Here is a 24,210-nt window from a genome sequence, read left to right as displayed (position 1 = left end):
AAAAAAGGCCGCTCAAGAGCGGCCTTTTTTTATTAAGGAAAAAATTCCCTGCGAATTACTTGCCGCCAGGAATCTTGCCTTCCACGCCTTTGACGTAGAAATTCAGACCACCCAGAAACTTGTCGTCAGCCACGGCATCCTTGGCAATTTGCACCTTGCCGGTGTTGTCCACGATCGGGCCTTTCCAGATGACGAAGCTGCCATCTTTCAGACCAGCCTTGACCTCGTCCACTTTAGCCTTGGTCTCCGCGGGCACGTCTTCGGCGATGGACACGATGTCAATCGCGCCCTCCTTCACACCCCACCAGCTTTGACCAGCCGTCCACTTGCCATCCAGTGCATCTTTGGTGGCCTTGATGTAGTACGGACCCCAGTTAATAACCGCCGATGCCAGGTGGGCTTTGGGGCCATAGGCAGTCATGTCAGAGTCCCAGCCGAAGGCACGCTTGCCTTTATCCTGTGCGGTCTTGAGTACGGCAGGCGAGTCGGTGTTCTGGAACAGCACGTCGGCACCGCCGTTGATCAGGCTGGTAGCCGCTTCGGTTTCTTTCGGTGGGTTGAACCACTCATTCACCCACACCACTTTGGTCTTGACCTTGGGGTTGCTGCTTTGGGCGCCCAGGGTAAAGCTGTTGATGTTGCGAATCACTTCAGGAATTGGCACCGAAGCCACCACACCCAGCGTGCCGGTCTTGGTCATCTTGCCGGCAATTACGCCCGCCATGTAGGCGCCTTCGTAGGTGCGGCTGTCGTACGTCGCCATGTTTTCCGCCGTTTTGTAGCCGGTAGCGTGTTCGAACTTCACGTCTTTCACATCGGCGGCAACTTTGAGCATGGGCTCCATGTAGCCAAAGGTGGTGCCGAAAATCAGCTTGTTGCCCTGACTAGCCATGTCGCGGAGCACGCGCTCGGCATCCGCCGACTCGGGCACGTTTTCCACGAACGAGGTGACAATCTTGTCGCCGAATTCTTTTTCCAGCGCTTTGCGACCGTTGTCGTGTGCAAAGGTCCAGCCGCCATCGCCCACAGGGCCGATGTAGGCAAATGCCACTTTCAGAGGTTCGGGCTTGGGTGCCGGCGCAGGCGCGGAGGCGACTGGGGCGGGAGCCGGCGCAGGTGCCGGCTCTTCCTTCTTGCCGCAGCCCACCAGCGCGGCGCTTGCCACCGCTGTGAGTGCTGCCATTTTCAGCAATGAGCGCTTTTGCAAATCTGTCATTTCATTTCCTTCTTGTTAAGTTTGGGTTGCAGTAAATAAAACAGGGATCAAAAATCTAGGAGCCGGGGTAGAACGGCTTGCCAATGGCAGCGGGCATATTAATACGAATCCAGCGGGGGTTGCGCGAGATCAGCGCCAGCACCACGATGGTGGCCACGTAAGGCAGCATGCTCAAAAACTGGCTGGGCACTTCAACGCCTACCCCCTGCAAATGGAACTGCAGCATGGTGACGCCGCCAAACAGATAGGCGCCCAGCAAAACACGTGCGGGCCGCCAGGTGGCGAAGGTGGTGAGTGCCAGCGCGATCCAGCCCTTGCCCGACACCATGCCTTCCACCCAAAGCGGGGTGTAAATGATGGAGATGTAGGCACCGGCCAGGCCGCACAGCGCACCACCCACCACCACAGCGCCCAGGCGAATCCAGCGCACCGGGTAACCCAGGGCGTGGGCGGACTCAGGACTCTCGCCCACGCTGCGCAAAATCAGCCCGGCACGGGTGCGGTACAAAAACCAGATCAATGCAAACACAAACGCCACGGTCAAATACACCAGTGGGTGCTGGCGAAACAGGGCCGGCCCCACCAGCGGAATATCCGACAAATAGGGCACTGCAAAACTGGGTCGCTCGGGGATTTTTTCCTGCACGTAGCCAATACCGGCAAAGGCCGAAAAGCCTGCGCCAAACAGACTGAGCGCCAAGCCTGTGGCGTACTGATTGGTGTTGAGCCAGATCACCAGACCACCAAATATGGCCGCCATCAGCGCACCTGCCGCCAAACCGGCGGCGAAACCCAGGGTGTCGCTGCCGGTATGCACCACGGTGGCAAAACCGGCAATGGCGGCGCACAGCATCATGCCCTCGGCACCGAGGTTGACGATACCGGCTTTTTCGTTGATCAGCAGCCCCAGTGAGGCGATGGCCAGCACGGTGCCCGCGTTCAGCGTGGCGGCTATCAGCAGTGCGTAGGAGTCCATTATTTAATTCCTCCTTGGGTCGCCATCCAGCGCAGCCGGTAATTCACCAGTGTGTCGCAGGCCAGCAGCGTAAACAGCAGCAAGCCCTGAAAAACCCCGGTCAGCGATTTCGGCAGGCCCATGCGCGACTGCGCCAGTTCCCCACCAATGTAAAACATGCTCATCAGAATGGCAGAAAACACCATGCCCACCGGGTGCAGCCGCCCGACATAGGCCACGATGATGGCCGCAAAGCCATAACCTGCTGGCACATAGGGTGTGAGCTGGCCGATAGGCCCAGCTACTTCCAGTGCGCCCGCCAGGCCCGCCATGCCACCCGATATCAACAAGGCCGTCCACAACGCACGACGGGATGAAAACCCGGCGTAGCGGGCTGCTGCGGGTGCCAGGCCGCCCACCTGCTGGGCAAAGCCTGCGCGGGTGCGAAACAAGAATATCCAGGTTCCGGCTACTCCCACCAGCGCAAAGATCAGCCCGATGCTCACGCGTGAGCCGGTGAACAGGCGGGGGATGCGGGTCGCCGCTTCAAAACTCTGGGTTTGCGGGAAGTTGTAGCCATGGGGGTCTTTCCACGGACCAAACACCAGATAACCCAGCACCTGCACAGCCACGTACACCAGCATCAGGCTCACCAGAATTTCGTTGGCATTGAAGCGGTCACGCAAGAGCGCCGTGATACCGGCCCAGGCCACGCCGCCCAGCACCCCGGCCAGCAGCACGGGCACCACAATCCAGCCGCCGGTAGTTTTGTCGGCCAATAGCGCAATGCCGCTGGCGGCAATGGCCCCCAGAATGTATTGCCCCTCAGCACCAATGTTCCAGACGTTGGAGCGAAAGCACACAGCCAGCCCCAGCGCAATCAGCAGCAGCGGCGTGGCTTTGACCACCAGTTCGCCCAGCGCATAGCCGCTCTTGATAGGCTCCCAAAAGAAGACCTGCAAGCCGCGCAACGGGTCTTTGCCCAGCAGCGCAAACAAAATCACACCAATGATGACGGTGCACACCAGCGCCAGCAGGGGCGAGGCATAGCTCCAGAGCTGCGAGGGCTGGGGGCGGGCTTCGAGCTTGAGTCTAGACATGCTGCACCTCGCCCTTCTGCTCCCACAAGCCACTCATCCATTCACCAATCTTTTCCACCGTGGCCTCCGCTATGGGTACCGAAGGCGACAGCTTGCCACGCGCAATCACATGCAGACGGTCGCACACTTCAAACAGTTCATCGAGCTCTTCACTCACCACCAGCACAGCACAACCCGCGTCGCGCAGCGCCAGAAGTTCACCCCGAATTTGCGCCGCTGCACCGACATCCACGCCCCAGGTGGGCTGCGACACGATCAGCAGTTTGGGCTTGGCATCAATCTCGCGGCCCACGATGAACTTTTGCAGATTGCCACCCGACAACGAGCGCGCCACCGCCTGCGGCCCACCGGCCTTGACCTTGAACTGCTTGATCAGCCGCGCGGCATGCGCCTCCAGCTGGCGCACCCGAATCCAGCCGCCCGCAAAGCGCGGCATGGAAATGGATTCGGTGCGCGTGAGCAGCAGGTTGTGCGCCAGACTCAGCGTGGGTACGGCACCCCGGCCCAGGCGCTCTTCGGGCACAAAATGCAGGCCGAGCTTGCGGCGCGCACCGGGGTGCAAGCCGCCTACATCGCGTTCACCCATGTGAACGCTGCCTTGGGGCGAACGCGTGTCCTCCCCCGACAGCGCATACAACAGCTCTTTCTGGCCATTGCCAGAAACTCCGGCAATTCCCACCACCTCACCTGCGCGCACATGCAGGTGAATACCATCGAGATCCACACCAAACTGGTCTTCGCGCGGCAGGCTTAAGCCCTTGACGGTCATCAGCGCAGCCCCCGCATGCTTGGGGCGCCGCTCCAGCAGGGGCGGCTCGGCACCAATCATCATGCGCGACAGCGAAGCATTGGATTCTTCTTTGGGATTGCACACCCCAGTCACCTTGCCACCGCGCAGCACGGTGCAGGCGTTGCACAGCTCACGAATCTCGTGGAGCTTGTGCGAGATATACAAAATGCTGCAGCCCTCAGAGGCCAGCTTCTTGAGCACCACAAACAGTTTTTCGACCGCCTGCGGGGTCAATACCGAAGTCGGCTCGTCAAGAATCAGCAACTCCGGGCGGGTGAGCAAAGCGCGAATAATTTCCACACGCTGCATCTCACCCACACTCAAGGTGTGCACCGGGCGCGCCGGGTCAATGTCCAACCCATATTCGGTGGCCTTGGCCACAATGCTGGCCGTTACCTGCTCCAGCGACTCGCGCGCCAGGCCCAGCCATACGTTTTCAGCCACCGTCATGGTGTCGAACAGGTTGAAGTGCTGAAACACCATGCTGATGCCGTTGGCCCGCGCCTCTTTGGGATTGCGGATGTGCATGACCTGCCCGTTGAGCATCATCTGCCCCGCATCGGGCTTGATGGAGCCGTAGATGATTTTCATCAGGGTGGACTTGCCGGCACCGTTTTCACCCAGAACCGCATGGGTTTCGCCGGGCATGACGGTGAGCGACACATCGCTATTGGCCACCACGCCGGGGTAGGCCTTGGTGATACCGGTCAATTGGAGTCTGGGGGTTGCCATTCGCTTGTGTGCCTCGGTCTTTTCAATCTCTTTTTAACGCTGCTGCGACTGACTTTACACGCTCACGCAACCAGCGACCGTGCGCCGACGTGTGGGTGCGTTCATGCCAAAGCTGGTAGTACATCATTCTGGGAAACACAACGGGACAGGGAAGAATCACCACCGGCAGTGCGTCCACAAACCGCGCGCAATACTGCCGTCCGGTGGTCAATACGAGCAAGGTTGATGCCACCATGGCGGGTATCTGCCCAAAATAGGGGCAGCGTGCGGCAATGTGCCGTTGCAGGCCCAATGCGGCCAGATAGCCATCAATCACACCTTTGGCCCCGGGGTGGGTGGCGCCGGGTGCAATGTGTTCGGCCTCCAGCCACGACGACTGGTCCCAGCCGCGCCGCACCGCCGGATGTTTTTTGGACACCAGGCACACCACTTCGTCGCCAAACAAGCGGCCCAGGTGCAGCTCTTGCGGCGGCTCAGGCCAGTTGCCGATGACCACATCCACATCACCCTGCGCCAGCTGCGTGCGGTAGTCCGAGGCACTGGACAGTGAATGGATTTCAATCTGGCTCAAGGGTGCCTGCGACTTGATCTGCGCCACCAGCTGCGGCAAAAACAGGGGGTCCAGGTAATCGCTGGCGGCAATGCGAAAGGTGTTGCGTGCCGTAGCCGGCTCAAACCCCCGGGCATCGGAGAACAGCATCTCGGCGGCACGCAAAATACTGGCACTGGGCTCCAGCATGCGCAGGGCTGCGTCGGTAGGCACCATGCCGGAGCCTGAGCGCACCAAAAGCGGGTCTCCCGCAAACTCGCGCAGGCGTTTGAGCGAAGCACTCACCGCCGGTTGGTGCATGCCCAGGCGGATGGCGGCTTTGGAGACGCTGCGTTCGGTTAGCACGGTATGAAGGACCCTGATCAAGTGAAGGTCTATCTTGTCGAAAAGGGCGTGGTCTCTCATACGGGTGCGTTGATTTGTGTCATATCCTAATGCGTATGCACACGGGGGGCCTCCCGATTTACCCTCCCGCACAAGGAACTGCCCATGAACACCCAACCCCTGCGATTTTTCCGGCGCGGCGAAGTCGTCACCCTGCCCGCCATTGCCACCAACCGCACGCTGCTCGAAGTGCTGCGCGAAGACCTGCACTGCACGGGCACCAAAGAAGGCTGTGGCGAGGGCGACTGCGGGGCCTGCACTGTGGTCATTGGTGAGGCTGACGGCGATAGCGTGAAATACAGCGCCGTCAACAGCTGCATCCGCATGGCGCACTCCATCGACGGCATGGCGCTATGGACCGTAGAAGACCTGAGCACCGCCAACGGCGACCTGCATCCGGCCCAGCAAGCCATGGTGGACTGCCACGGCTCGCAATGCGGTTTTTGCACCCCCGGCTTTGTGATGAGCCTGTTTGGCCTGTACCAGAAGCACCAAAACCAGATCACCAAGGGCGAAGCCATTTCCCGCGCGCAGGCGCAAACCGCGCTCTCGGGCAACCTGTGCCGCTGCACCGGCTACCGCCCCATTCTGGACGCTGCGCAAGCCATGCAAACGCTGCCCGCGGTGCGCGTGAACGAGGCCGAAGTGCTATCAAATTTGCAGCTACTTGCGCATATTCCACGGGGGCTAGAAGCCGATTTTGCATATATTTCTCCGCGGTCACTGCCCGATCTGCTGAAGGCGCGCGCGCGCCACCCCGACGCCCAACTGGTGGCCGGTTGCACCGATGTCGGCCTGTGGGTCACCAAGCAGCACCAGCAGTTTGACCGCGTGATCGACCTCACGCAGGTGGCCGAGTTGCGCCGCATCGAGCAGTACCCGCAGCACCTCGCCATTGGCGCGGCTGTCACGCTGACCGACGCGTTTGCCGCACTGGTGGCCGACCGCCCCCAGCTCGCCGAATTTGCCCACCGCTTTGCCGGCCTGCCCGTGCGCAACAGCGGCACACTGGGCGGCAACGTGGCCAACGGCTCGCCGATTGGCGACTCCATGCCCTTGCTGATTGCGCTGGGGGCCAGCGTGGTGCTGATGCGCCACAGCGGCAAGAAGATGGCGCACCGCGAGTTGCCGCTCGAAGACATCTACACCGGCTACCGCAAGAATGTGCTCAAGCCCGACGAAGTGCTGGCCTGGATCAAGGTGCCCAAGGCCACCGCATCCGAGCGATCACGGGTCTACAAAGTCTCCAAGCGCTTTGAGGACGATATTTCTGCCGTGTGCCTGGGCCTGAATTTGCATGTCGAACAGGGGGTGGTGATGCGCGCATCCATAGGCGCCGGGGGTGTCGCCGCCACGCCAATGCGCGCGCGCCAAACCGAAGCCGCCCTCATAGGGCAGCCCTGGACCCAGGCCACCGTGCACCACGCCACACAGGTGCTGCGCGGCGAGTTCACGCCGCTGTCCGACATGCGCGCCACCGCCGCCTACCGCAGCACCGTGCTGGGCAACCTGCTGCAACGCTTCTGGCTGGAGAGCCAGGGCACGGTGCAGACGGACCTGCACACTCTGGACCTGGACACCACGGCGCAAGAGGTAGCAGCATGAGCAAGCATCCAGCCGCCGCGGGCGTCTCGCGCCCCCACGAGAGCGCGCGTGCGCAGGTCGCTGGCGCCGCCACCTATGTCGACGACATGCCCGAAGTGCGGGGCACGCTGCACGCAGCGCCCATCCTCTCCACCGTGGCGCATGGGCGCCTGTTGGGGGTGGACTGCACTGCCGCGCTGGCCATGCCCGGCGTGGTGGACGTGGTGCTGTCCCAGGATATTCCCGGCGACCCGATGCTGGCCGCCTTTGCGGGCGACGAGCCGGTGTTTGCCACGGACACGGTGCAGCACATCGGTCAGGTCATCGGGCTGGTTCTCGCCACCTCGGTGATGCAGGCACGCCGCGCCGCCCGCAAAGTGCAACTCACCATCGAAGCCCTGCCCGCCATCCTGAACGTGCAAAAAGCGCTGGAAGAAAAGAGCTACGTGCTGCCCCCCGTGTTTGTGCGTCGGGGCGATGCCGACGCAGCACTGGCTACCTCCACCCACACCCTGAGCGGCACGCTGGAAGTGGGCGGGCAAGAGCATTTCTATCTTGAAGGCCAGGTGGCCTATGTGCTGCAGCAGGAACAAAACCAGTGGGTGGTCCACAGCAGCACCCAGCACCCCGGCGAGGTGCAGCACTGGGTCGCCCACGCGCTGGGGTTGGACAACCATGCCGTGCGCGTGGAGTGCCGACGCATGGGCGGTGGTTTTGGCGGTAAAGAAACGCAGGCCGGGCACCTGGCCGTGTGGGCCGCCGTGGCCGCCCTCAAGCTGAAATGCCCCATCAAGCTGCGCCTGGACCGCGACGACGATTTTCTGATCACCGGCAAGCGCCACCCTTTTGCCTACACCTACACCGCTGGCTTTGACGCCACCGGCCGCCTTACCGCCTTGAAGCTGATGATGGCCGCCAACTGCGGCTTCAGCGCCGACCTGTCGGGCCCGGTTGCCGACCGCGCCATCTTCCACAGCGACAACGCCTATTACCTGCAGGATGTAGAGATTGCCTCCTACCGCTGCAAACTGAACACCCAAAGCCACACTGCCTTTCGCGGCTTTGGCGGGCCGCAGGGCGTGATCCTGATCGAAACCATCATGGGCGACATCGCCCGCCGTTTGAAGATGGACCCGCTGGACGTGCGCGTGCGCAATCTGTACAGCGACGAAGCCATTCCCGGCAGCCAAAACAAGCGCGACACCACCCACTACCAGATGAAGGTGGAGGACAACATTCTCCTGCCACTGCTATCAAAACTAGAGCTATCTGCGCAATATCGACGACGGGTACAGGCCATTTCGACCTGGAACGCCAGCAGTCCGGTGCTTAAGCGCGGCATGGCCATCACCCCGGTGAAATTTGGCATTTCGTTTACCGCCACCCTGTTCAACCAGGCCGGTGCGCTGGTGCATGTGTACACCGACGGCAGCGTGCAGGTGAACCACGGCGGCACCGAGATGGGCCAGGGTTTGAACACCAAGGTCGCGCAAATCGTGGCCGACGAATTGGGCATTGCGTATGACCGCGTGCTCTGCACCGCCAGCGACACCAGCAAGATCCCCAACGCCTCTGCCACGGCCGCTTCAGCTGGCACCGATCTGAATGGCCGCGCCGCCCAGTTTGCCGCCCGCCATGTGCGCGACAACCTGGCGGCTTTTGTGTGCGGGCTGGACGGTGTGGGCGCGGGGGCCATCCGCTTTGAAGGCGGGCAGGTGCTCTCACCCAAAAACACGCGCAGCTTTGACGAGGTGGTGAAACTGGCCTACGCCAACCGCATCCAGCTGTGGAGCGACGGCTTTTACCGCACCCCCAAAATCCACTACGACAAAGCCACGTTGAGCGGGCGCCCGTTCTACTACTTTGCCTACGGCGCTGCGTGCACCGAAGTAGCCATTGACACCCTGACCGGCGAGAGTCGGGTGCTCAAAGTGGACATCCTGCACGACGTGGGCCGATCCATCAACCCGGCCATCGACATCGGGCAGATCGAAGGCGGCTTTGTGCAGGGCATGGGCTGGCTCACCACCGAGCAGCTGGTGTGGAACGACACGGGCGCGCTCACCACCCACGCCCCCAGCACCTACAAAATTCCCACGGCGGGTGATGTGCCCGAACACTTCAAGGTTGATTTGTGGCACGAGCCCAACCCCGAGGACAACGTGTTTGGCAGCAAAGCCGTGGGTGAGCCGCCCTTCATGCTGGCCATCAGCGTCTATGAGGCGCTGCGCGACGCCATTGCGCAGGCCCGGGATGATGGGGAAATAGTCCAGTTAACTGCACCCGCAACCGCTGAAAACGTGTTGCGCAGCCTGGGGTTCCATCAAACCCCATCCGTTTAGTAAACGGTGATTGCTTGACGGGCGAATTTGAGAAACAAACGACCGGTGGTTGAACGGCTTGGCGGTCAACTCCTGGCCTGATGCAGGTGCCCAGTAAAAAAGACCCCTTACTCAAGTCCTCCGGCTCCAGCAGGCCAAGAAGCGACATTCAATTCACTGATCTGCCTTCCAGAAAGCCGACATTAGAAGGCATGAATCGGGCTGGTATCTGTCGAGTGGCAACGCAGGCAGTTGTTGGTTCCTCAAATAAGGAAGATAGGCGCCCACCGATAAGAGCCGTGCGTGCTTTGATGAAGTCAAGAAAGCATCGTTCATGGTAGAGCGCAAAATTGCTTGGAAGCAAGTGCTCTTTGAGCCATGCATCAGTTCGACTGGTGACCCAATCTTCAAAGTCAAGTTGGTGATACTCGCGCAATTCGGCTTGCGTCAATAAAACACAATTCGCCAACAAGCCACCCCAACTTTTGAACTGTGACACCTCACCTATGGGCACACCCACCGACAGAAGCCGATCGTCGTCCAAACGGTGTGACGGAATGACCTGAACCACCATCCATTGCTCGGTTGACCAATCGGTTCGGTTGTACAACAGGCTGAGTGCCGGTTGGCCGAGGCGCCCCTTGGATTGGGTAGCTGCGAATCGTTCGACCGCATTTGCATCGAAATCCATCACCCGCCCTCTGCGCGTCAGATTGGTGACAAGCGATTGCGCTGGGAACTCTGTTTTTGACAAAAAACTCTCATTGAGAACCCGACGGTACAACTCCATTGTGATGTTGGCGGCCCCGCCCAACACACCATGGAAAAGCACACCGACGATCCATTTGCGAATGCGCTCCTCATCTTCCGGTGGGCATGCCCATTGTTCCAGCGGAACACCTTTGTTGAGCTTGTACAGGTAACAAGCCGCCAGCATGACGGCATTGCTTGCAGTCAGATGGCCGCCAGTGATCAGCGCCTTTCTGAAGATGTCAGCACTCATTCGCAAGGCTTTTTCTACTGCCAGCCAGGTGCTTTCAATAATGGCAATGTTGCGCGGTGTGAAATTGCTGATCTTGAACGCAAAATCAAGATCATTAAAAAACAAACCCGAACGCAGCAGGTAATCTCGGTCAAAACTTTTCTCCTGATCCAGGACATCGCGAAGGTGGTAGACAAGCTCTTCCGTCACGTTGCGAGCATGCAGGCTCTCCCAACGCAAGGTGATCATGGACATCAGCAGATCGCTTTTGCTGAGTTTGGTACCGCCGTCATTGGCACGAATGAAGATGTCGAGAACTTTTTCATATTGCTGGTCGCGCTCCATGTAGTAACAAATGCTGTCTTCTTTCCATATCACGTCGAACAGGCGCATGAGGTTGGTGCGAACAACCTCTTGCACATCGCTCTCAAGGTGGGGGTGCATCATCAATAGTTGTTCGGTGGCGGCGGCCAGTTGACCACTGCTGGTTATTCCCATGATGTCCGCAACACGAAACCACAAGTGTTTCTTGCTGTTGCCTGGTGGCTTTTCGTTAGCCAAGAATTTGAACCCGTAGTAGTTCTCACGAACGGCCGCTTCATCAGGATCCGCATCTTCACCCAGATCCGCTTGTTGCAGCAGGTCAAGGTAAAGTGCATCCTCAAACCAAGATGATTCCGTCGCCTTACGGGCTTTTTTAAGGCGCATGGTGTAGCTGCCCATAAGGCCGATTAAAAGGGAAGTCAGACGTTGCTGACCGTCGAGTACCAGCACGACCGGTTGGTTGATATCGGGAGTCGCAGTTTCATTGTGGATATTGCCTTGCCGAAAGCGGCGCACAAATTGGTAAATATCCCAATCGCCGAAATTACCTGGTTGCAATTCCCAAAAGAGGAACGAGTTGATGGGATACCCTCGCATTAATGAGTCAAACAGCTTGACGATTTGTTCTGGTTCCCATACGTAGGGACGTTGAATTCCGGGAATATAAATGTCCCGATTCATGCGGGAAAGAATCGTACCGATAGTGTTTGACTGATATTTCATAAATTTGAACCAAGTAATTTTTGACAGCGGTTCTGTATTTCCGTCATGATTGAGCGGAATACGGAATACGGAATTTGTTTTCTCGAAAAATCGTTCACATACTGTCGTACCAATGAGCAAAACGCTCCAAGGCACCCAACGTGTCGCACTTCAGGTAATAAGCTTGATTACCAATGCCAAGCTGACTCGATGCTGTGCTTAGATTTGAGCTTCGTGGTTGATTTTCTGAATAGGGGAGTCCAGGAAACCTGGTGTTTTTTACTGTGATGCCATCCATCGTTTTTGGCCAACATGATGCCCAGATGTAAATGTCATTTTTGGTCTGTCGCGTCAGTGCGATATGTTTGCCTGTTTTGGTTCTAAAACTGGCGATGTATTTTGTCGGTTCACGCAACTGGGCAAACTGTTGACACAGAATGGCTTCGGCTTGTGCGGCGAGAATTGAGGCAGTGGCAGTCATATTTTCTTTCTTTAAGCGAGTTCAGCCACTCGGGCCATCAGCCCAGCACGCGCTTGATCAAGCTTGTCTGGAGACGTCTTACGAGAGAGCGCGGTGCGCTCCTTATTACCCAGAAAATAGGCTATTCGCTCGGCATTAGCTCCAGAGGGATGCGGCAGCCCATCCAGGATTCTTTTCTGGGCAATCAAACCACGATCCGCCAAAAAATGGAGTGCCAGTGCCACTTTGTCACCCAAGGGGATAAACACCGCGTCGGGCAGCGCTTTGGCGTCCTGCCCGAGGCCATCAATCAGTTGCTTTTGCAACAAAGGATGTGTGATCATGTTGGGCGTGCCGTTGTAGTTGTCGCCATTGACAAAAACCGGGTTGCGCAGCACCGATGCCGTTTGAACCATCGAAGACGCTTCACCGAAGAGTGCATCGCAACTGGAAATTCCAAGCCAATTTTGCAAGCCGACATGATTCAACAAGGCCACCAAATTGGGCCGCATGGCCCCACTGAATGCGCCGATTTGTTTCGCGGCCTTTAAAGCTTGCTGATCGTCAGCACCTGCATCCAACTGGCGGCGGCACTCACGCAATGCGTTGAGCATCTGCGTACGCCCTGGGGTAATACCAACAATTACGATGCGCGCCTTCGGGTTGATGTATTCGAATGGCGCGTAGCAAACCTCCACAAGACCATCTTGGGCGATGCGAAGCTTTTTATTCAGTGATGGATCGCCAGCAAGATCGTCGGGAGAGAGGGAGCGAATAACGATGGAAAATTGTTTGAATTGAGTGGTGTCCATAGGGTTCTTTAATATTTCGTTGCAGTGATATTCAGTTTGATTCTTGGGGATGAAAGGAAAATTCAATGGCGGCGGATTCGTTCAAGCTGATGCCCTACGGTGATGACCTGATCATCCGCACCCACGATTGCGTATAAATCGAGATGTTGGTTTATGAGGGAGGCGAGTTGTCCAAAATAGCATTCGACTTTGCGACGTGCCGATTTGTCAAAAAACATCTTGTTGGCACCATCGCCAGCAGATTCGGTGGCACCGAACTGAAGCAACAAATCAACCATCACGGGTGGAATGCCACGTTGCTGACTGCAAATTTGGGCATGTTTTGTCATCATGTTGTTTGCCTCCTGGTGTTATTTGGGCTGTTGGACTTGTTTGAGCTGTTTTTCGATTTCACGAAGCTTGTCTTGCATGACGGCCTCTGCCACCCGTAGAACAAACAGATTGGCAGGCATTTCCAATGCCTCGGCCAAACGATGCATTAGATCGGTGTTCAGCAATTGATCTTCACCAAGAGAGAACCGTACGATGCCAGTACCTGGCAACACTTCTTGAAGAACGCGCACGATACCGGCGCTCTCAATTAGCGCATTTACCGATTCCTCACCGCGCAGTTTCGTTAGATATTCAATGCGATCAAAAATAGCGTCTTCAATATCTCGCGTTGATGCATGTCTATGGGTCGTGAAGTCAACCACTCCCCGATTTCGCTTGTTTACGATGGGAACGTAGCGACCCTTTGCCTTCAGCCACTCCTTGGCGTCATTGATATCAATGGATGTGTTTTTTCCATCGTTCGTCGTTATCAATTGACTATTGCCTCCGCCAGTTGTTGACACTTGCCCTTTTTTTCTGCGAGATGCCATGGTACGAATGCTCGCCTCCGTCATGCCGGAAAGTAGAGCAAGTTGACGGACTGAGAGAAAGCCGGCTTCACGGTCATCCAGGAAAAATCCCTCTGTTGACCCCTCTAGCATTAGCCTAGCGTTTGCCAATTCGTAAACATAAGCGCACTTTTTGACTGAAATTGCATTGCTAGAAACGCCGTAATTTCCCCATTCATCAAGAAATGTCGAGTGGTCCAGGTCGTAAAGAATGCGTGCTACCTGGTTCTCGTATCCGTCGAACCTGTCGAAATCACCTCTAATGGACGTATCAAGGATTCCATGAACACCGTAGTCATAAAGTTGCATCAACGATGCAACCATGGCCAAATGCTCAACATCTGCAAACTCAAGGGCGATGTCGTCTGGAACTACGTCTGGGTCGTACAAAATCCGAGAATGACAAGGCTTTGAAGTCAGCAGCGACCACACACGCCCTTCGCTGATCAGACATTCATCTGCAGAAGATCCTGCAAATGCGAGATTTGTTTTCTGGATCAGCACCAACATGGTTTCTAGAATGGCCTTTTTGAATTCCTCTTTGCCAAACAGCACTGGAAAATCAGAAAAGGATTCATTGGACACAGTCACTTTTTGCATGTCACTCCTTAGTTGAAATGTCGTCAATATCAACGATTTAACGTATCATAAGTCGAAATATTGTTGATATCAACAAATTTCTAAAATTTATTTTTGGATACGGATTTTGCCTAAGGACGTGAAAAGCCTTTGACCCTGGCATTGAGTGCCATCAGTGACCGATCGAGGACAAATTTCACTGTGAAATATCCGTCAATCAATCGGTCGTTTTATTGACACGCCCAGAACCGTGCTCAGACCCCACTCTTTCGGTGTGATCCCTATTCATCAACTCATTCGCAAATCAAAGTGAAGTGAGCGTATAAGTTTGCGGCATCTTGCTGAACTGGACTTCCCGTAATCTGCCTGTCGTGGTGGTCGGTTTACGCTGCAAAACAGACAGCAACATGACAGCAAATTGCTCGCCTTCAAAGTGCAGCGATTGATCGATACGACAGCGCCTCATGTAAAAACCAGCCACACGCATGAAGGCGTCTGAAATTCCTGCCGGAGCGCGAACAGCGCCGGGGTTCACCAGATTCACCATCCAGCCAGCGACAGCCGAGCATCTGCTCGATGCCTGAGACTTGCCCGCGCGAGCTAGCCCCTGTTGTGCTATTGATTTTATAGCTTTATACGCATACTACACGAGGGGTAGAGACCGATTTACCTTAAAACAACCTACACCCACCTCCTGGAACGATATCAAGTCTCGCGCCAGTATCACGTACCCACGGATGTGGTGCGCCGGCGCTTCTCACGCAGCATGATCAACTTTTTCACGCTCTATGCGCCATTGGCCGATGAATGGACAATGTTTGATAATTCGGCACCGCCGCAAGCGCAAATAATGGCAGCCGCATTTGGTGTAACTGCTCCCCTTATCAAGCCCGAGACAAAACCATGATTTCATCTTCATCCCTGAGCCGCCGTACCCTGCTGGGCGCTGCTGCCGCGCTGGGCGCCATCGCCCTGCCCGGCCTGGCCCAGACCAAAACCGTGCTGCGCATCTCCACCCCCGCGGTGCCGGATGCCTGGCACGCCAAGATGTGGACCGTGTTCAAAGACACGCTGGAGAAAAGCGCCCCCGGCGAGTTTGATGTGCAGATCAACCTCAACGCGTCGCTCTTCAAGCAGGGCGCAGAACCCGCCGCCATGGCGCGGGGCAACTTGGAGCTGACGTCGATCTCGCCTGCCGACATTGCCAAGATCGTGCCCGCGTTCTCGGTGTTCACGGCGGGCTACATGCTGCGCGACCCGGCGCACCAGCAAAAGGTGTTCAACGGCCCGATTGGTGCCGAGATGTTCAAAACCGTGGCCGAAAAAATGGACATCACCGTGCTGTCCACTTGCTATCTGGGCACGCGCCAGGTCAATCTGCGCGAAGTCCGCAACGTCAAAACCCCGGCCGACCTCAAAGGCATCAAGCTGCGCATGCCAGGCTCCAAAGACTGGCTTTTTTTGGGCAACGCGCTGGGCGCTACCGCCACGCCGCTGGCGTTTGGCGAGGTGTACCTGGGCCTCAAGACCGGCACCATCGATGGCCAGGACAACCCGCTGCCCAGCGTGCGCGCCGCCAAGTTTTATGAAGTAACCAAGCAGATCGTGATGACCAGCCACTTGGTGGACAGCCTGTTTATTGCCATCGCCAGCAAGGCCTTCAATGCTCTGACGCCCGCGCAAAAGCAAAAGGTCAGCGCGGCCGCACAAGCCGCTGCGCTCTACAACAACGACAACAACATCAAGGAAGAATCGCAGCTGGTGGAGTTCTTCAAGAAGGAAGGGCTGCAAGTCACCGTGCCCGATGTGGATGCATTCCATAAATCAGTACAAGCCACGTACCAGGCCTCGGACTACGCCCAGGTCTGGCCTAAGGGCCTGGTTGAACGCATCAACGCGACCAAATAGACATGCTCCGCTGGCTTAGAGGCGGCGCCAATGCCATTGGCGGCAGCCTGTTCCTGACGTTGTTCGTGGTTTTCATCATTCAGATCGCAGCGCGTTTTGGCTTCAACAAGCCCCTACCCTGGACCGATGAGGCCGCGGTGATTCTGTACGTCTGGGTCATCCTGTGGGCTGCAGCCGTGGTCGTGCCCGAGCGTGAACATGTCGTCTTCGATCTGGTGTGGAACAGCGTAGGCCGACGCGGCCGCCAGATCATGCAGATTGTGGGCAACCTGCTGATCGGCGGGCTCGCGTTGGCAGGCCTGCCCGCCAGTTGGGATTACGTGCATTTCATGCAACGCGAAGGCACGCCCGTGCTGGGTATTCCCTTTATGTGGGTGTACCTGCCGTTTGTGCTGCTGATGGTGGCCCTGGTCGTGCGTAGCGCCTGGGCCATCTGGCAGGCGGCCCGGGGAGTCGGGCTGGACGCAGAGCTGCGTCTTTGAGGCTATTGCGAGACTATTGATTTCTCTTGGCGATTTCGTTACCCACATATCCGCCACCCACAGCACCTGCGATGGTTGCCAGGGTCTTGCCTTCTCCGCCACCGATCTGGTTGCCCAGCAATCCGCCGACGACCGCACCGATTCCGATGCCAATGGGGCTGTTGTGCGCAACCGGTGCCGGTTGCTGGTACACGGGTGCCGGTGCAGGCTGCTGGCGGGTCTGCGCTTGATTCTGATCCTGCACCTGCACGGCGGCGTGTTGATGCGCGGCAGTTCTGCGGACGGCTACCTGTTGCACAGATGTGGATTGAGGTGCGGACAGCGGCTTGGGTAGAGCTTCTACGGGGGCAGCCTGGGCTGCAATACGAGGTGTTTCATTCGCTGTGGCATGGGAATTAGGTAGAACCCCGGTCAGCGCCGCGACGCCCAAGAGACTGACCAGCATGACCGATACAGCGGCACCTGCCATCAGGGGGTGGATGCGGTTCGACGTTTGATTCATTTCCATTTGGTTCTCCGTTAAAAGCCGTGGTGACGGCCGATAGATCTACAACGCGCGGCACGGCCGGGAAAGTGACGAAGAAAGTGTTTCGGATGTAACGGCACGTAACCAGGAACAGGCAAAAAGAACCGGCAAAAGATGTTGCGTATGTCTGCACAAAGCGCAAGAATGCCAACACCGCTCCCGATAGGCGGTTGATGTCGGCGGCTTTGTTGCCGACCCGCCAGAAAAATGGATAGGGGAGAAGTTATGAACAAGCCTTGGCTGGACCAATACCCGCCCGGCGTACCGGCAGAGATCGATATCAATCGATTCGCCTCGCTCAAGGACGTCCTGGTTGCCACCTGTGAGCGCTTTGGCGACTTGCCGGCCTATCGTTCCATGGGCACGACGATGTCTTTTCGTCAGCTCGACGAAGCAAGCCGGGCTTTTGCAGTCTGGCTCCAGACGGTGGCGAAAATGCAGCGTGGTGAACGTGTCGCCCTGATGATGCCGAACCTGCTGCAATACCCGGTTGCGTTGTTTGGGGCTTTGCGCGCCGGCATGGTGGTCGTCAATGTCAACCCGCTTTACACCCCGCGCGAGCTTGCGCACCAACTTAAAGACTCGGGCGCAACCGCCATCGTGGTGCTGGAGAACTTCGCGCACACGCTGTCACAGGTCATTGAGTCCACACCGATTCGCACCATCATCACGACGCAGGTGGGTGATCTTCTGTCGCCGCTCAAGCGGCTGCTGACCAACGCCGTCGTCAAGCACGTAAAGAAGCTGGTGCCGCCATGGCGGCTGGCCGGTGCCGTGTCGTTCAACCAGGTGCTTGCTGCTGGCCGCACCCGCTCGCTCGACGAGGTAGCGCTCACCCATGACGACCTGGCTTTCCTGCAGTACACCGGCGGCACCACCGGGGTGGCCAAGGGCGCGATGCTCAGCCACGGCAACATGGTGGCCAATGTGCTCCAGGTCGCGGCCTGGATGTCCCCCAAGCTCAATGATGGCGAAGAGACGCTGGTCATTCCGCTGCCGCTGTACCACGTGTTCGCACTCACGGGCGCCCTGTCCTTCTTCAGCAAAGGTGCGCTGGCGGTATTGATTGCCAACCCACGGGATATGCCAGCCTTCCTGAAGGTTCTCAGGCAAACCCCCTTCACAGCGATCATTGGCGTGAATACGCTGTTCCGCGCGCTGCTTGACGCACCGGGCTTCACGGATGTCGAACTGCGTCAACTGAAGCTGACGGTGGCCGGTGGCATGGCAGTGCAGAACGTGGTGGCCCATCGCTGGAGGCAAAGAGCCGGCACTGCGCTGGTGGAGGGCTATGGCCTCACCGAGACCGCTCCAGTGGCCATCGCCAACCCGGTCACCATTCAGGAGTGGAGTGGCCAGATCGGCGTGCCGCTCCCGAGTACCGAGGCGGCCATCCTCGACGACGACGGCGGACTGGTCACGCTGGGCCAAGTGGGCGAAATCTGCCTGCGTGGCCCGCAGGTCATGCAGGGCTACTGGGACCGCCCTGAAGAGACGGCAAAGATGTTCACCGCTGACGGCTGGATGCGCACGGGCGACATGGGGGTGATGGACGAGAGTGGAAGCGTTCGTATCACCGACCGCAAGAAAGACATGATCGTGGTCTCCGGCTTCAAGGTGTTTCCCAACGAGATTGAGGATGTGCTGACGATGCACCCCGGCGTGCTGGAGGCCGGCGCAATCGGCGTGCCCGACGAGCGCTCCGGCGAGGCGGTCAAAGTGGTGGTGGTACGCAAGGATCCGACGTTGACGGAAGCCGCTCTGCTCGCACACTGCAAGGCACATCTCACAGGCTACAAGATGCCGCGCATTGTCGAGTTCCGCGTTGAGCCCTTACCGAAGACCAACATCGGCAAGATTCTGCGTCGAGAGCTGCGCGCGCCCTCAGGTCCCAGTCGCTGATATCAATACCGTTGCGCGACACCGTTATCAATCCTGACACGGTCGCCGACCCGAATATCAGGGTTCGTGGATTGGGTCACCGTTTGGGTGCTGCCATCGCCCATTCGCACCGTGATTCGGTACGCTGGCGATTGTTGCTGGCTCCTTTTTTCCAGCTCGTGGCCAGCGTAGGCGCCAGCTGCAGCACCCAACACGGTTGCCGCGGTCTTGCCTGAACCCTGGCCCACCTGGCTGCCGACAACGCCACCGACCACTCCACCCACAACGGTGCCAGCCCCCACGCCGGTACCGCCGATGCCCGCGACCTCCTGCTGTACCGCTTCAATAGACCGCACCACGCCTACCCCCGGGCGAGCGCTTATGGCGCCAACTGCCTGCGGGGCTGCAGCTGCGGAGCCCGATGTGGTGGTTGGTGTTGTCAACTCGGCGCAGCCGGCCAGTGCCAGCGCAGCGACCAATCCCGAAATAGATCCAAAGTGGTTCACGATTTTCATGAAATTTCTCCTCACGGCTGGGTTGAGATTTGCTTTGGCTGGTAACGGAGCACCCACCGCCATCGCACCACTATGAAAATGCCATAAAACGCCCAGCAGACTCTTGCGATTCATCAAGCGAAAGAGACTCGCTCCATCGGCTCAGTGCAAAATCGGCGTCACTTTGTTCCGCGTGGCTGCGGAACTCCTGTTGACGAATTGAATGGCACTACTCCCCTGATATGACCTCTGGAATCACCGTTCTCGTATGCGTGCTGGTAGCGGGTATGCTGCTGCGCATGCCCATTGGCTTTTCGATGCTGGCGTCGGGCTTTGCCTATTTGCTGGTCAAGCACCAGGACCTGGGCCTGGTGGCCGAGCAGGTCGGCAACGGCCTGTACAACAGCTATGTACTGCTGGCGGTGCCGCTGTTTGTGTTCGCCGCCAACATCATGAACGCCGGTACGGTGAGCGAGCGCATTTTTGACTTTTGCCGCATTCTGGTGGGGCGCATGCGCGGTGGCCTGGCGCAGGTGGACATTCTGGTCAGCGTGATCTTCTCGGGCATGAGCGGCAGCGCCATTGCCGATGCAGCGGGCCCGGGTTTGGTCACCATCCGCCAGATGCTCAAGAAGCCCGAATACTCCCGCGGCTTTGCCGGGGCTGTAGTGGTAGCCAGTGCCACGCTGGGGCCCATCATTCCCCCCTCCATTCCCATGGTGATTTACGCGCTGGTGTCGGGCGCATCGGTGGGCGCGCTGTTTCTAGGGGGCGTGGTGCCCGGCTTTTTGATGGCTATTTTGATGATGGTGGTGGTGCATTTCATTGCGGTCAAGCGCAACATGCCGCGTGAAGCGCCGGTGCCCCTGCGCGAATGGCCCTCCATTCTGTTCCGTGGCGCCCTGCCCCTGTCCATGCCCATCGTGCTGCTGGGGGGCATCTATTCGGGTGCATTTACCCCCACCGAGGCCGCAGCGGTCGCGGCCCTGCATGCATTGATTCTGGCAGGCGTGGTGTACCGGGCGCTGACCTGGCGCGCTTTCTGGGGCGTGGTCATGGAGTCCACTCGCGGCAGCGCGGTAATCACGCTGATTCTGGCGGGCTCCTTCATGCTGAATTACGCGTTTACCGCCGAAGGGGTGCCGCAGGCCATGGCGCAGTGGGTGGACAGCATGCACCTGTCGCAACTCAAGTTTCTGTTGCTGGTCAACGTGATGTTTCTGGTGCTGGGCTGCTTTCTGGATGTGTCCGTGCTGCTGCTGGTCTTTGTGCCCATGCTGCTACCAGCCGCCAAGCTGCTGGGTGTGGACCTGGTGCACTTTGGCGTGCTGGTCGTGCTCAACATGATGATCGGGCTGATTCACCCGCCGTTTGGCATGCTGCTGTTTGTGACCAAGGCGCTCACCGGCATCCCGATTGGCGAGATGATGAAGGAGGGCTGGCCTTTTCTGGTGATGCTGCTGCTGCTGCTGATCGCCATGACGGTGTTCCCACAAATCGTGTTGTGGTTGCCGCAGACGATGGGTTACAAAACCCTCTAAATTCCTGCCAGTGTGCGCAGACCGCTGGGATCCACCAGATTCACCACACGTCCCGAACCGCTGATGAGGCTGCGTTCCCGTAGATGGCGAAGCACACGGGAGAGTGTTTCAGGCGCAATGCCCAGTTGGGCGGCAATCAAGCGCTTGCGCTGCTGCAAACGCACGGAGCAGACGCCCTTGTCTGTGGATTCAGCGTGGCGCAACAGCCATTCAGCGCAACGTGCCTCTGCGTCTTTGGCCAGCCGGCTGACAGCCAATTCGGTTTGCTGGCGATGCCCTCGCGCCACGTCCACCAGCACAGAGTGCTCGGACGCAGAGCATGTTCCCAAAGCAGTGCGAAATTCAGACAATGGCAAACGCCGCACAATGACATCCGTCTCGGCCACTGCGTCCACAGCGCTGGGCAGATCCAGCACCGCAGCCGTTGCCTCCAGCCATCCGGGCCCTTCGACCACACCCAACTGGTGCTCCAGCGTGCCGTCGGCACCTGCTATGCCCAGCGCGACGCGGCCCGACTCAACAAATATGACCGTCCCGAGCGCAGCCGCACGATGCAGCAGCGCCGTACCGGCCACGACCGTGTGGATGGGGCAGTCTAAAAGCATGGATTCGTTGGCTAGCATGGGGGCCACTGTGCCCCGCCTGAGCCGAATGCACATTGAGCAAGATCAAACTTCGATGCTGCGAAACGACAAGTTTAGCCAATTAAGGGCTTCGCTGAAGAAGTGCCCTAAGCCGTAGCCGGATGTTTCGTTGTTGACCACAAGAGTCTTTGATTCGATGAGTTTTACAAGATCGGCATTCGGTTCCGACCTTTCCTCTGATGCGGACGAGATACATCGCAGGCATACCGGAAAAAACGAATGGCACCGACGTGGTGCCATTGATTCGAGTGAGCGGGCCAGAGACTTCACTCAACCCAGAGAACTTACTTTGCTGATGCGACTGGCGTTACTTCGCTGGTCATGCCTGGGACTTGGCACTTTTTCTGATTCATGATGTTTGCAAGGTTGACCTTGCGCGAGTCAGCAGCTGCAATAGCTTCATTGGCGTTTGAATATGAGCCAAGGATCGCCGGCCAGAAGAACAACGCCCGGACGACGTTGCCGCCTGTGAATCCCTTTGCTTTTCCCGCTTCAACCTTGAGCGCTTCGGCATCCTGGTAGTCGTTTTGAAGTTGAGCGCAGCTCAGGCCTGTATCTCCAGCTTTCACGGACTGGGTAACAGTAGGTGATGCGCAGCCAACCAGCGATGCAACAGCGATAGCAGAAAACAGAAATTTAAAATTCATAAAGCTCCAAGTTAAGTGGACTTCAAATGTAGTTTGACTCACGCTTGCGGCACATCCCCCATTCGGGTGAATCCCTGGCTTTGTTGGCATTTACACAACGTTTCATTCAAAAAAGAAAGCTGCCAACCCATTGCGTTGGTAACCCCTGCGTGATCACTTTCTACAGCCCATGCTACACACAGCGTCGGCTTGTTCTGGGTAAGGCGATCGCCAGTCGAAAGTCATGAAGCTACTGACCAGCTCAGGGTCTGTTGGTGGTTTGTGTGCCACCCTGATGACATCTTCCTGTAGGTCAGAATGCCCCTGTGACAACAGGCTCACTTTGTTTCTAAATCACCAGAATCGCCCGAAAATCATTGACATTGGTATAGGTGGGCCCAGTTGTGAACAGATCGCCCAAGGCGTGGAAATAGCCATAGGCGTCGTTGCAATCCAGAAAAGTGTCCACTTTCAGGCCCAGTGCCTGGGCCCGTGGCAGCGTATCGGGCGCCACGCGTGCGCCGGCATTGTCTTCGACCCCGTCGATGCCGTCGGTATCGGCGGCCAGGGCGTAGACCCCGGACTGACCCTGCAAAGCCTGGGCCAGACCCATGCAGAACTCACCCGCCCGGCCACCGCGTCCCCGCGCCACGCCTGCCGCTTGCGGGCGAATCGTGACCGTGGTTTCACCTCCGCTCAGAATCACGCAGGGTTTGGTAAAAGGCTGCCCTCGCTGCACCACGGCACGGGCCATTGCCGCATGCACCCGGCCCACTTCACGCGACTCGCCTTCTATTTCGTCGCTCAGAATGTATGCCGCCAACCCGGCAGCCCGCGCGGCATCCGCAGCGGCTTCCAGCGACTGCTGCGGGGCGGCAATCATGTGCACCGTGTTGCCGGCAAACAGGGGGTCACCCGGTTTGGGGGTTTCCAGCGCACCGCTCTGCAGCCTTTGCCTGATGTCAGCCGAGACATCGATGCCGTAGCGCTGCAATATCTGAAACGCCTGCGCGCACGTCGTGGGGTCGGGCACAGTGGGGCCACTGGCTATGACCGATGGGTCGTCACCCGGTACATCGCTGATCAGCAGGGTTACCACCCGCGCAGGCGCACAGGCCTGGGCCAGGCGCCCCCCCTTGATGGCAGACAGGTGTTTGCGAACGCAATTCATTTCTGCAATGTTGGCGCCACTGTTGAGCAAGGCCTTGTTGATACGCTGTTTTTCTTCCAATGACACCCCACCACCATCCCACAGCGCTGGCAAAGTCAACAGGGAGGAACCGCCACCCGAAATCAGGCAAATGACCAGATCCTTAGAGGTCAGCCCCTGCGCAAGGGCGGCAATGCGCTGGGCAGCAGCCAGCCCCGCGGCGTCAGGTACCGGGTGGGCAGCCTCCACGACCTCAATGCGCGATGCGGGTGCACCTGCGGCGCGCGGTGGCGTGTGGCCATAGCGCGTCACCACCAGCCCCTGCAACGGCGCATCCGTTGGCCACGCAGCCTCCAGCGCCTGCGCCATGGCGCCGCCTGCCTTGCCCGCGCCCAGCACCACGGTGCGCGCGCCCGGCTCAGCAGGCGGCTGCGGAAGATAGCCCGCCAGCGTGTGCGCGGGCAACGCCCGCTGCACGGCCGTCCAGTAGAGATGTTCCAGAAACTGGTGGGGGTTGGTATGGGGGTTGGGTGCAGTCATGGTGAAATGGCGTTTCTGTGTGCAGCCCCCTATTCTGACGAAACCT

At 58.3% G+C, this 24,210-nt stretch carries 23 protein-coding genes; 7 read left to right on the top strand and 16 right to left on the bottom strand.

Going from position 1 to position 24,210, the window contains the following annotated elements; translation table 11 throughout:
- Window positions 1-55: 55 nt before the first annotated feature.
- The 5 genes from AC097W_RS17745 to AC097W_RS17725 are packed head-to-tail and all read right to left on the bottom strand — an operon-like array spanning window position 56 to window position 5,748.
- Entirely contained in the window at window positions 56-1,216 is a 1,161-nt protein-coding gene (locus AC097W_RS17745; RefSeq protein ID WP_479603962.1) for a BMP family ABC transporter substrate-binding protein, read from the bottom strand.
- Between the two features lie 55 nt (window positions 1,217-1,271).
- Window positions 1,272-2,192: an ABC transporter permease gene (locus AC097W_RS17740; protein ID WP_479603961.1), complete on the bottom strand. Its 921-nt coding sequence runs from the start codon at window positions 2,190-2,192 to the stop codon at window positions 1,272-1,274.
- Window positions 2,192-3,271 (bottom strand): ABC transporter permease, encoded by a 1,080-nt coding sequence (locus AC097W_RS17735; protein ID WP_479603960.1) that lies wholly within the window; start codon window positions 3,269-3,271, stop codon window positions 2,192-2,194. Before AC097W_RS17735 ends, AC097W_RS17740 begins: the two co-directional genes overlap by 1 nt.
- The gene (locus AC097W_RS17730) at window positions 3,264-4,793 is read right to left on the bottom strand and encodes an ABC transporter ATP-binding protein (protein ID WP_479603959.1); all 1,530 of its coding nucleotides are present in this window, start codon (window positions 4,791-4,793) and stop codon (window positions 3,264-3,266) included. Before AC097W_RS17730 ends, AC097W_RS17735 begins: the two co-directional genes overlap by 8 nt.
- A gap of 22 nt (window positions 4,794-4,815) precedes the next feature.
- Window positions 4,816-5,748 carry a LysR family transcriptional regulator gene (locus tag AC097W_RS17725; protein ID WP_479603958.1) on the bottom strand — a complete coding sequence of 311 codons (933 nt, stop codon included), beginning with the start codon at window positions 5,746-5,748 and terminating at the stop codon, window positions 4,816-4,818.
- Window positions 5,749-5,832: 84 nt separating this feature from the next.
- Between AC097W_RS17725 and xdhA the strand changes: the two genes are divergently transcribed.
- On the top strand, window positions 5,833-7,332 hold the full coding sequence (gene xdhA / locus AC097W_RS17720) for a xanthine dehydrogenase small subunit (RefSeq protein WP_479603957.1): 1,500 nt from the start codon (window positions 5,833-5,835) through the stop codon (window positions 7,330-7,332).
- Window positions 7,329-9,653 carry a xanthine dehydrogenase molybdopterin binding subunit gene (gene xdhB, locus AC097W_RS17715; RefSeq protein WP_479603956.1) on the top strand — a complete coding sequence of 775 codons (2,325 nt, stop codon included), beginning with the start codon at window positions 7,329-7,331 and terminating at the stop codon, window positions 9,651-9,653. The genes xdhA and xdhB overlap by 4 nt, the downstream gene beginning before the upstream one ends.
- 148 nt (window positions 9,654-9,801) lie before the next feature.
- On the opposite strand, the gene AC097W_RS17710 is transcribed toward xdhB, so the two are convergent.
- The 6 genes from AC097W_RS17710 to AC097W_RS17685 form a co-directional block, all read right to left on the bottom strand.
- Window positions 9,802-11,781: a DUF262 domain-containing protein gene (locus AC097W_RS17710; protein ID WP_479603955.1), complete on the bottom strand. Its 1,980-nt coding sequence runs from the start codon at window positions 11,779-11,781 to the stop codon at window positions 9,802-9,804.
- Complete coding sequence (locus AC097W_RS17705) at window positions 11,756-12,121, bottom strand: hypothetical protein (RefSeq protein WP_479603954.1); 366 nt, start codon at window positions 12,119-12,121, stop codon at window positions 11,756-11,758. Before AC097W_RS17705 ends, AC097W_RS17710 begins: the two co-directional genes overlap by 26 nt.
- Window positions 12,122-12,132: 11 nt before the next feature.
- Entirely contained in the window at window positions 12,133-12,912 is a 780-nt protein-coding gene (locus AC097W_RS17700; protein WP_479603953.1) for a hypothetical protein, read from the bottom strand.
- A 62-nt stretch (window positions 12,913-12,974) separates the two neighbouring features.
- Window positions 12,975-13,244 carry a hypothetical protein gene (locus tag AC097W_RS17695; RefSeq protein WP_479603952.1) on the bottom strand — a complete coding sequence of 90 codons (270 nt, stop codon included), beginning with the start codon at window positions 13,242-13,244 and terminating at the stop codon, window positions 12,975-12,977.
- Window positions 13,245-13,262: 18 nt separating this feature from the next.
- Window positions 13,263-14,393 carry a hypothetical protein gene (locus AC097W_RS17690; protein ID WP_479603951.1) on the bottom strand — a complete coding sequence of 377 codons (1,131 nt, stop codon included), beginning with the start codon at window positions 14,391-14,393 and terminating at the stop codon, window positions 13,263-13,265.
- A 283-nt stretch (window positions 14,394-14,676) separates the two neighbouring features.
- Window positions 14,677-14,907 carry a hypothetical protein gene (locus AC097W_RS17685; protein ID WP_479603950.1) on the bottom strand — a complete coding sequence of 77 codons (231 nt, stop codon included), beginning with the start codon at window positions 14,905-14,907 and terminating at the stop codon, window positions 14,677-14,679.
- A gap of 231 nt (window positions 14,908-15,138) precedes the next feature.
- Here AC097W_RS17685 and AC097W_RS17680 point away from each other — a divergent pair, with 231 nt between their 5' ends.
- From AC097W_RS17680 to AC097W_RS17670, 3 genes are read left to right on the top strand one after another with little or no spacing between them, the layout of a single operon-like run.
- On the top strand, window positions 15,139-15,279 hold the full coding sequence (locus AC097W_RS17680; RefSeq protein WP_479603949.1) for a hypothetical protein: 141 nt from the start codon (window positions 15,139-15,141) through the stop codon (window positions 15,277-15,279).
- Window positions 15,276-16,280 (top strand): sialic acid TRAP transporter substrate-binding protein SiaP, encoded by a 1,005-nt coding sequence (locus AC097W_RS17675; RefSeq protein WP_479603948.1) that lies wholly within the window; start codon window positions 15,276-15,278, stop codon window positions 16,278-16,280. Before AC097W_RS17680 ends, AC097W_RS17675 begins: the two co-directional genes overlap by 4 nt.
- Before the next feature lie 2 nt (window positions 16,281-16,282).
- Window positions 16,283-16,762, top strand: coding sequence for a TRAP transporter small permease (locus AC097W_RS17670; RefSeq protein WP_479603947.1), 480 nt, complete (start codon window positions 16,283-16,285; stop codon window positions 16,760-16,762).
- Between the two features lie 13 nt (window positions 16,763-16,775).
- Here AC097W_RS17670 and AC097W_RS17665 read toward each other — a convergent pair whose 3' ends face one another.
- Complete coding sequence (locus tag AC097W_RS17665; RefSeq protein WP_479603946.1) at window positions 16,776-17,270, bottom strand: glycine zipper 2TM domain-containing protein; 495 nt, start codon at window positions 17,268-17,270, stop codon at window positions 16,776-16,778.
- 243 nt (window positions 17,271-17,513) lie between these two features.
- Between AC097W_RS17665 and AC097W_RS17660 the strand changes: the two genes are divergently transcribed.
- On the top strand, window positions 17,514-19,190 hold the full coding sequence (locus AC097W_RS17660; protein WP_479603945.1) for an AMP-binding protein: 1,677 nt from the start codon (window positions 17,514-17,516) through the stop codon (window positions 19,188-19,190).
- Between the two features lie 2 nt (window positions 19,191-19,192).
- Here the strand turns inward: AC097W_RS17660 and AC097W_RS17655 are convergent, their stop codons facing one another.
- Window positions 19,193-19,684: a glycine zipper 2TM domain-containing protein gene (locus AC097W_RS17655; RefSeq protein WP_479603944.1), complete on the bottom strand. Its 492-nt coding sequence runs from the start codon at window positions 19,682-19,684 to the stop codon at window positions 19,193-19,195.
- A gap of 221 nt (window positions 19,685-19,905) precedes the next feature.
- Here AC097W_RS17655 and AC097W_RS17650 point away from each other — a divergent pair, with 221 nt between their 5' ends.
- A complete protein-coding gene (locus tag AC097W_RS17650; RefSeq protein WP_479603943.1) occupies window positions 19,906-21,204 on the top strand; it encodes a TRAP transporter large permease in 1,299 nt (432 codons plus the stop codon).
- Here the strand turns inward: AC097W_RS17650 and AC097W_RS17645 are convergent.
- The 3 genes from AC097W_RS17645 to AC097W_RS17635 form a co-directional block, all read right to left on the bottom strand.
- Window positions 21,201-21,827, bottom strand: a complete 627-nt coding sequence (locus AC097W_RS17645) for a Crp/Fnr family transcriptional regulator (protein WP_479603942.1) — start codon at window positions 21,825-21,827, stop codon at window positions 21,201-21,203. The two genes, AC097W_RS17650 and AC097W_RS17645, sit on opposite strands and share 4 nt — an antisense overlap.
- A 305-nt stretch (window positions 21,828-22,132) precedes the next feature.
- A complete protein-coding gene (locus AC097W_RS17640; protein WP_479603941.1) occupies window positions 22,133-22,495 on the bottom strand; it encodes a hypothetical protein in 363 nt (120 codons plus the stop codon).
- Between the two features lie 328 nt (window positions 22,496-22,823).
- The gene (locus tag AC097W_RS17635; RefSeq protein WP_479603940.1) at window positions 22,824-24,164 is read right to left on the bottom strand and encodes a glycerate kinase type-2 family protein; all 1,341 of its coding nucleotides are present in this window, start codon (window positions 24,162-24,164) and stop codon (window positions 22,824-22,826) included.
- Window positions 24,165-24,210: the final 46 nt, after the last annotated feature.

Source organism: Rhodoferax sp. GT1R46 (assembly GCF_056521285.1).
Note: the sequence above shows the minus strand (reverse complement) of the source record. Positions and strands in the feature narration are given on the sequence as shown.

What these genes read in the sequence shown, in the direction of transcription:
- AC097W_RS17695 (WP_479603952.1), bottom strand. Translation starts at nt 13,244, where the DNA reads ATGATGACAAAACATGCCCAAATTTGCAGTCAGCAACGTGGCATTCCA.
- AC097W_RS17745 (WP_479603962.1), bottom strand. Translation starts at nt 1,216, where the DNA reads ATGACAGATTTGCAAAAGCGCTCATTGCTGAAAATGGCAGCACTCACA.
- AC097W_RS17735 (WP_479603960.1), bottom strand. Translation starts at nt 3,271, where the DNA reads ATGTCTAGACTCAAGCTCGAAGCCCGCCCCCAGCCCTCGCAGCTCTGG.
- AC097W_RS17690 (WP_479603951.1), bottom strand. Translation starts at nt 14,393, where the DNA reads ATGCAAAAAGTGACTGTGTCCAATGAATCCTTTTCTGATTTTCCAGTG.
- xdhA (WP_479603957.1), top strand. Translation starts at nt 5,833, where the DNA reads ATGAACACCCAACCCCTGCGATTTTTCCGGCGCGGCGAAGTCGTCACC.
- AC097W_RS17670 (WP_479603947.1), top strand. Translation starts at nt 16,283, where the DNA reads ATGCTCCGCTGGCTTAGAGGCGGCGCCAATGCCATTGGCGGCAGCCTG.
- AC097W_RS17655 (WP_479603944.1), bottom strand. Translation starts at nt 19,684, where the DNA reads ATGAAAATCGTGAACCACTTTGGATCTATTTCGGGATTGGTCGCTGCG.
- AC097W_RS17725 (WP_479603958.1), bottom strand. Translation starts at nt 5,748, where the DNA reads ATGAGAGACCACGCCCTTTTCGACAAGATAGACCTTCACTTGATCAGG.
- AC097W_RS17675 (WP_479603948.1), top strand. Translation starts at nt 15,276, where the DNA reads ATGATTTCATCTTCATCCCTGAGCCGCCGTACCCTGCTGGGCGCTGCT.
- AC097W_RS17730 (WP_479603959.1), bottom strand. Translation starts at nt 4,793, where the DNA reads ATGGCAACCCCCAGACTCCAATTGACCGGTATCACCAAGGCCTACCCC.
- AC097W_RS17700 (WP_479603953.1), bottom strand. Translation starts at nt 12,912, where the DNA reads ATGGACACCACTCAATTCAAACAATTTTCCATCGTTATTCGCTCCCTC.
- AC097W_RS17645 (WP_479603942.1), bottom strand. Translation starts at nt 21,827, where the DNA reads ATGCTAGCCAACGAATCCATGCTTTTAGACTGCCCCATCCACACGGTC.
- AC097W_RS17705 (WP_479603954.1), bottom strand. Translation starts at nt 12,121, where the DNA reads ATGACTGCCACTGCCTCAATTCTCGCCGCACAAGCCGAAGCCATTCTG.
- AC097W_RS17635 (WP_479603940.1), bottom strand. Translation starts at nt 24,164, where the DNA reads ATGACTGCACCCAACCCCCATACCAACCCCCACCAGTTTCTGGAACAT.
- AC097W_RS17640 (WP_479603941.1), bottom strand. Translation starts at nt 22,495, where the DNA reads ATGAATTTTAAATTTCTGTTTTCTGCTATCGCTGTTGCATCGCTGGTT.
- AC097W_RS17740 (WP_479603961.1), bottom strand. Translation starts at nt 2,192, where the DNA reads ATGGACTCCTACGCACTGCTGATAGCCGCCACGCTGAACGCGGGCACC.
- AC097W_RS17665 (WP_479603946.1), bottom strand. Translation starts at nt 17,270, where the DNA reads ATGGAAATGAATCAAACGTCGAACCGCATCCACCCCCTGATGGCAGGT.
- AC097W_RS17680 (WP_479603949.1), top strand. Translation starts at nt 15,139, where the DNA reads ATGATCAACTTTTTCACGCTCTATGCGCCATTGGCCGATGAATGGACA.
- AC097W_RS17650 (WP_479603943.1), top strand. Translation starts at nt 19,906, where the DNA reads ATGACCTCTGGAATCACCGTTCTCGTATGCGTGCTGGTAGCGGGTATG.
- AC097W_RS17660 (WP_479603945.1), top strand. Translation starts at nt 17,514, where the DNA reads ATGAACAAGCCTTGGCTGGACCAATACCCGCCCGGCGTACCGGCAGAG.
- xdhB (WP_479603956.1), top strand. Translation starts at nt 7,329, where the DNA reads ATGAGCAAGCATCCAGCCGCCGCGGGCGTCTCGCGCCCCCACGAGAGC.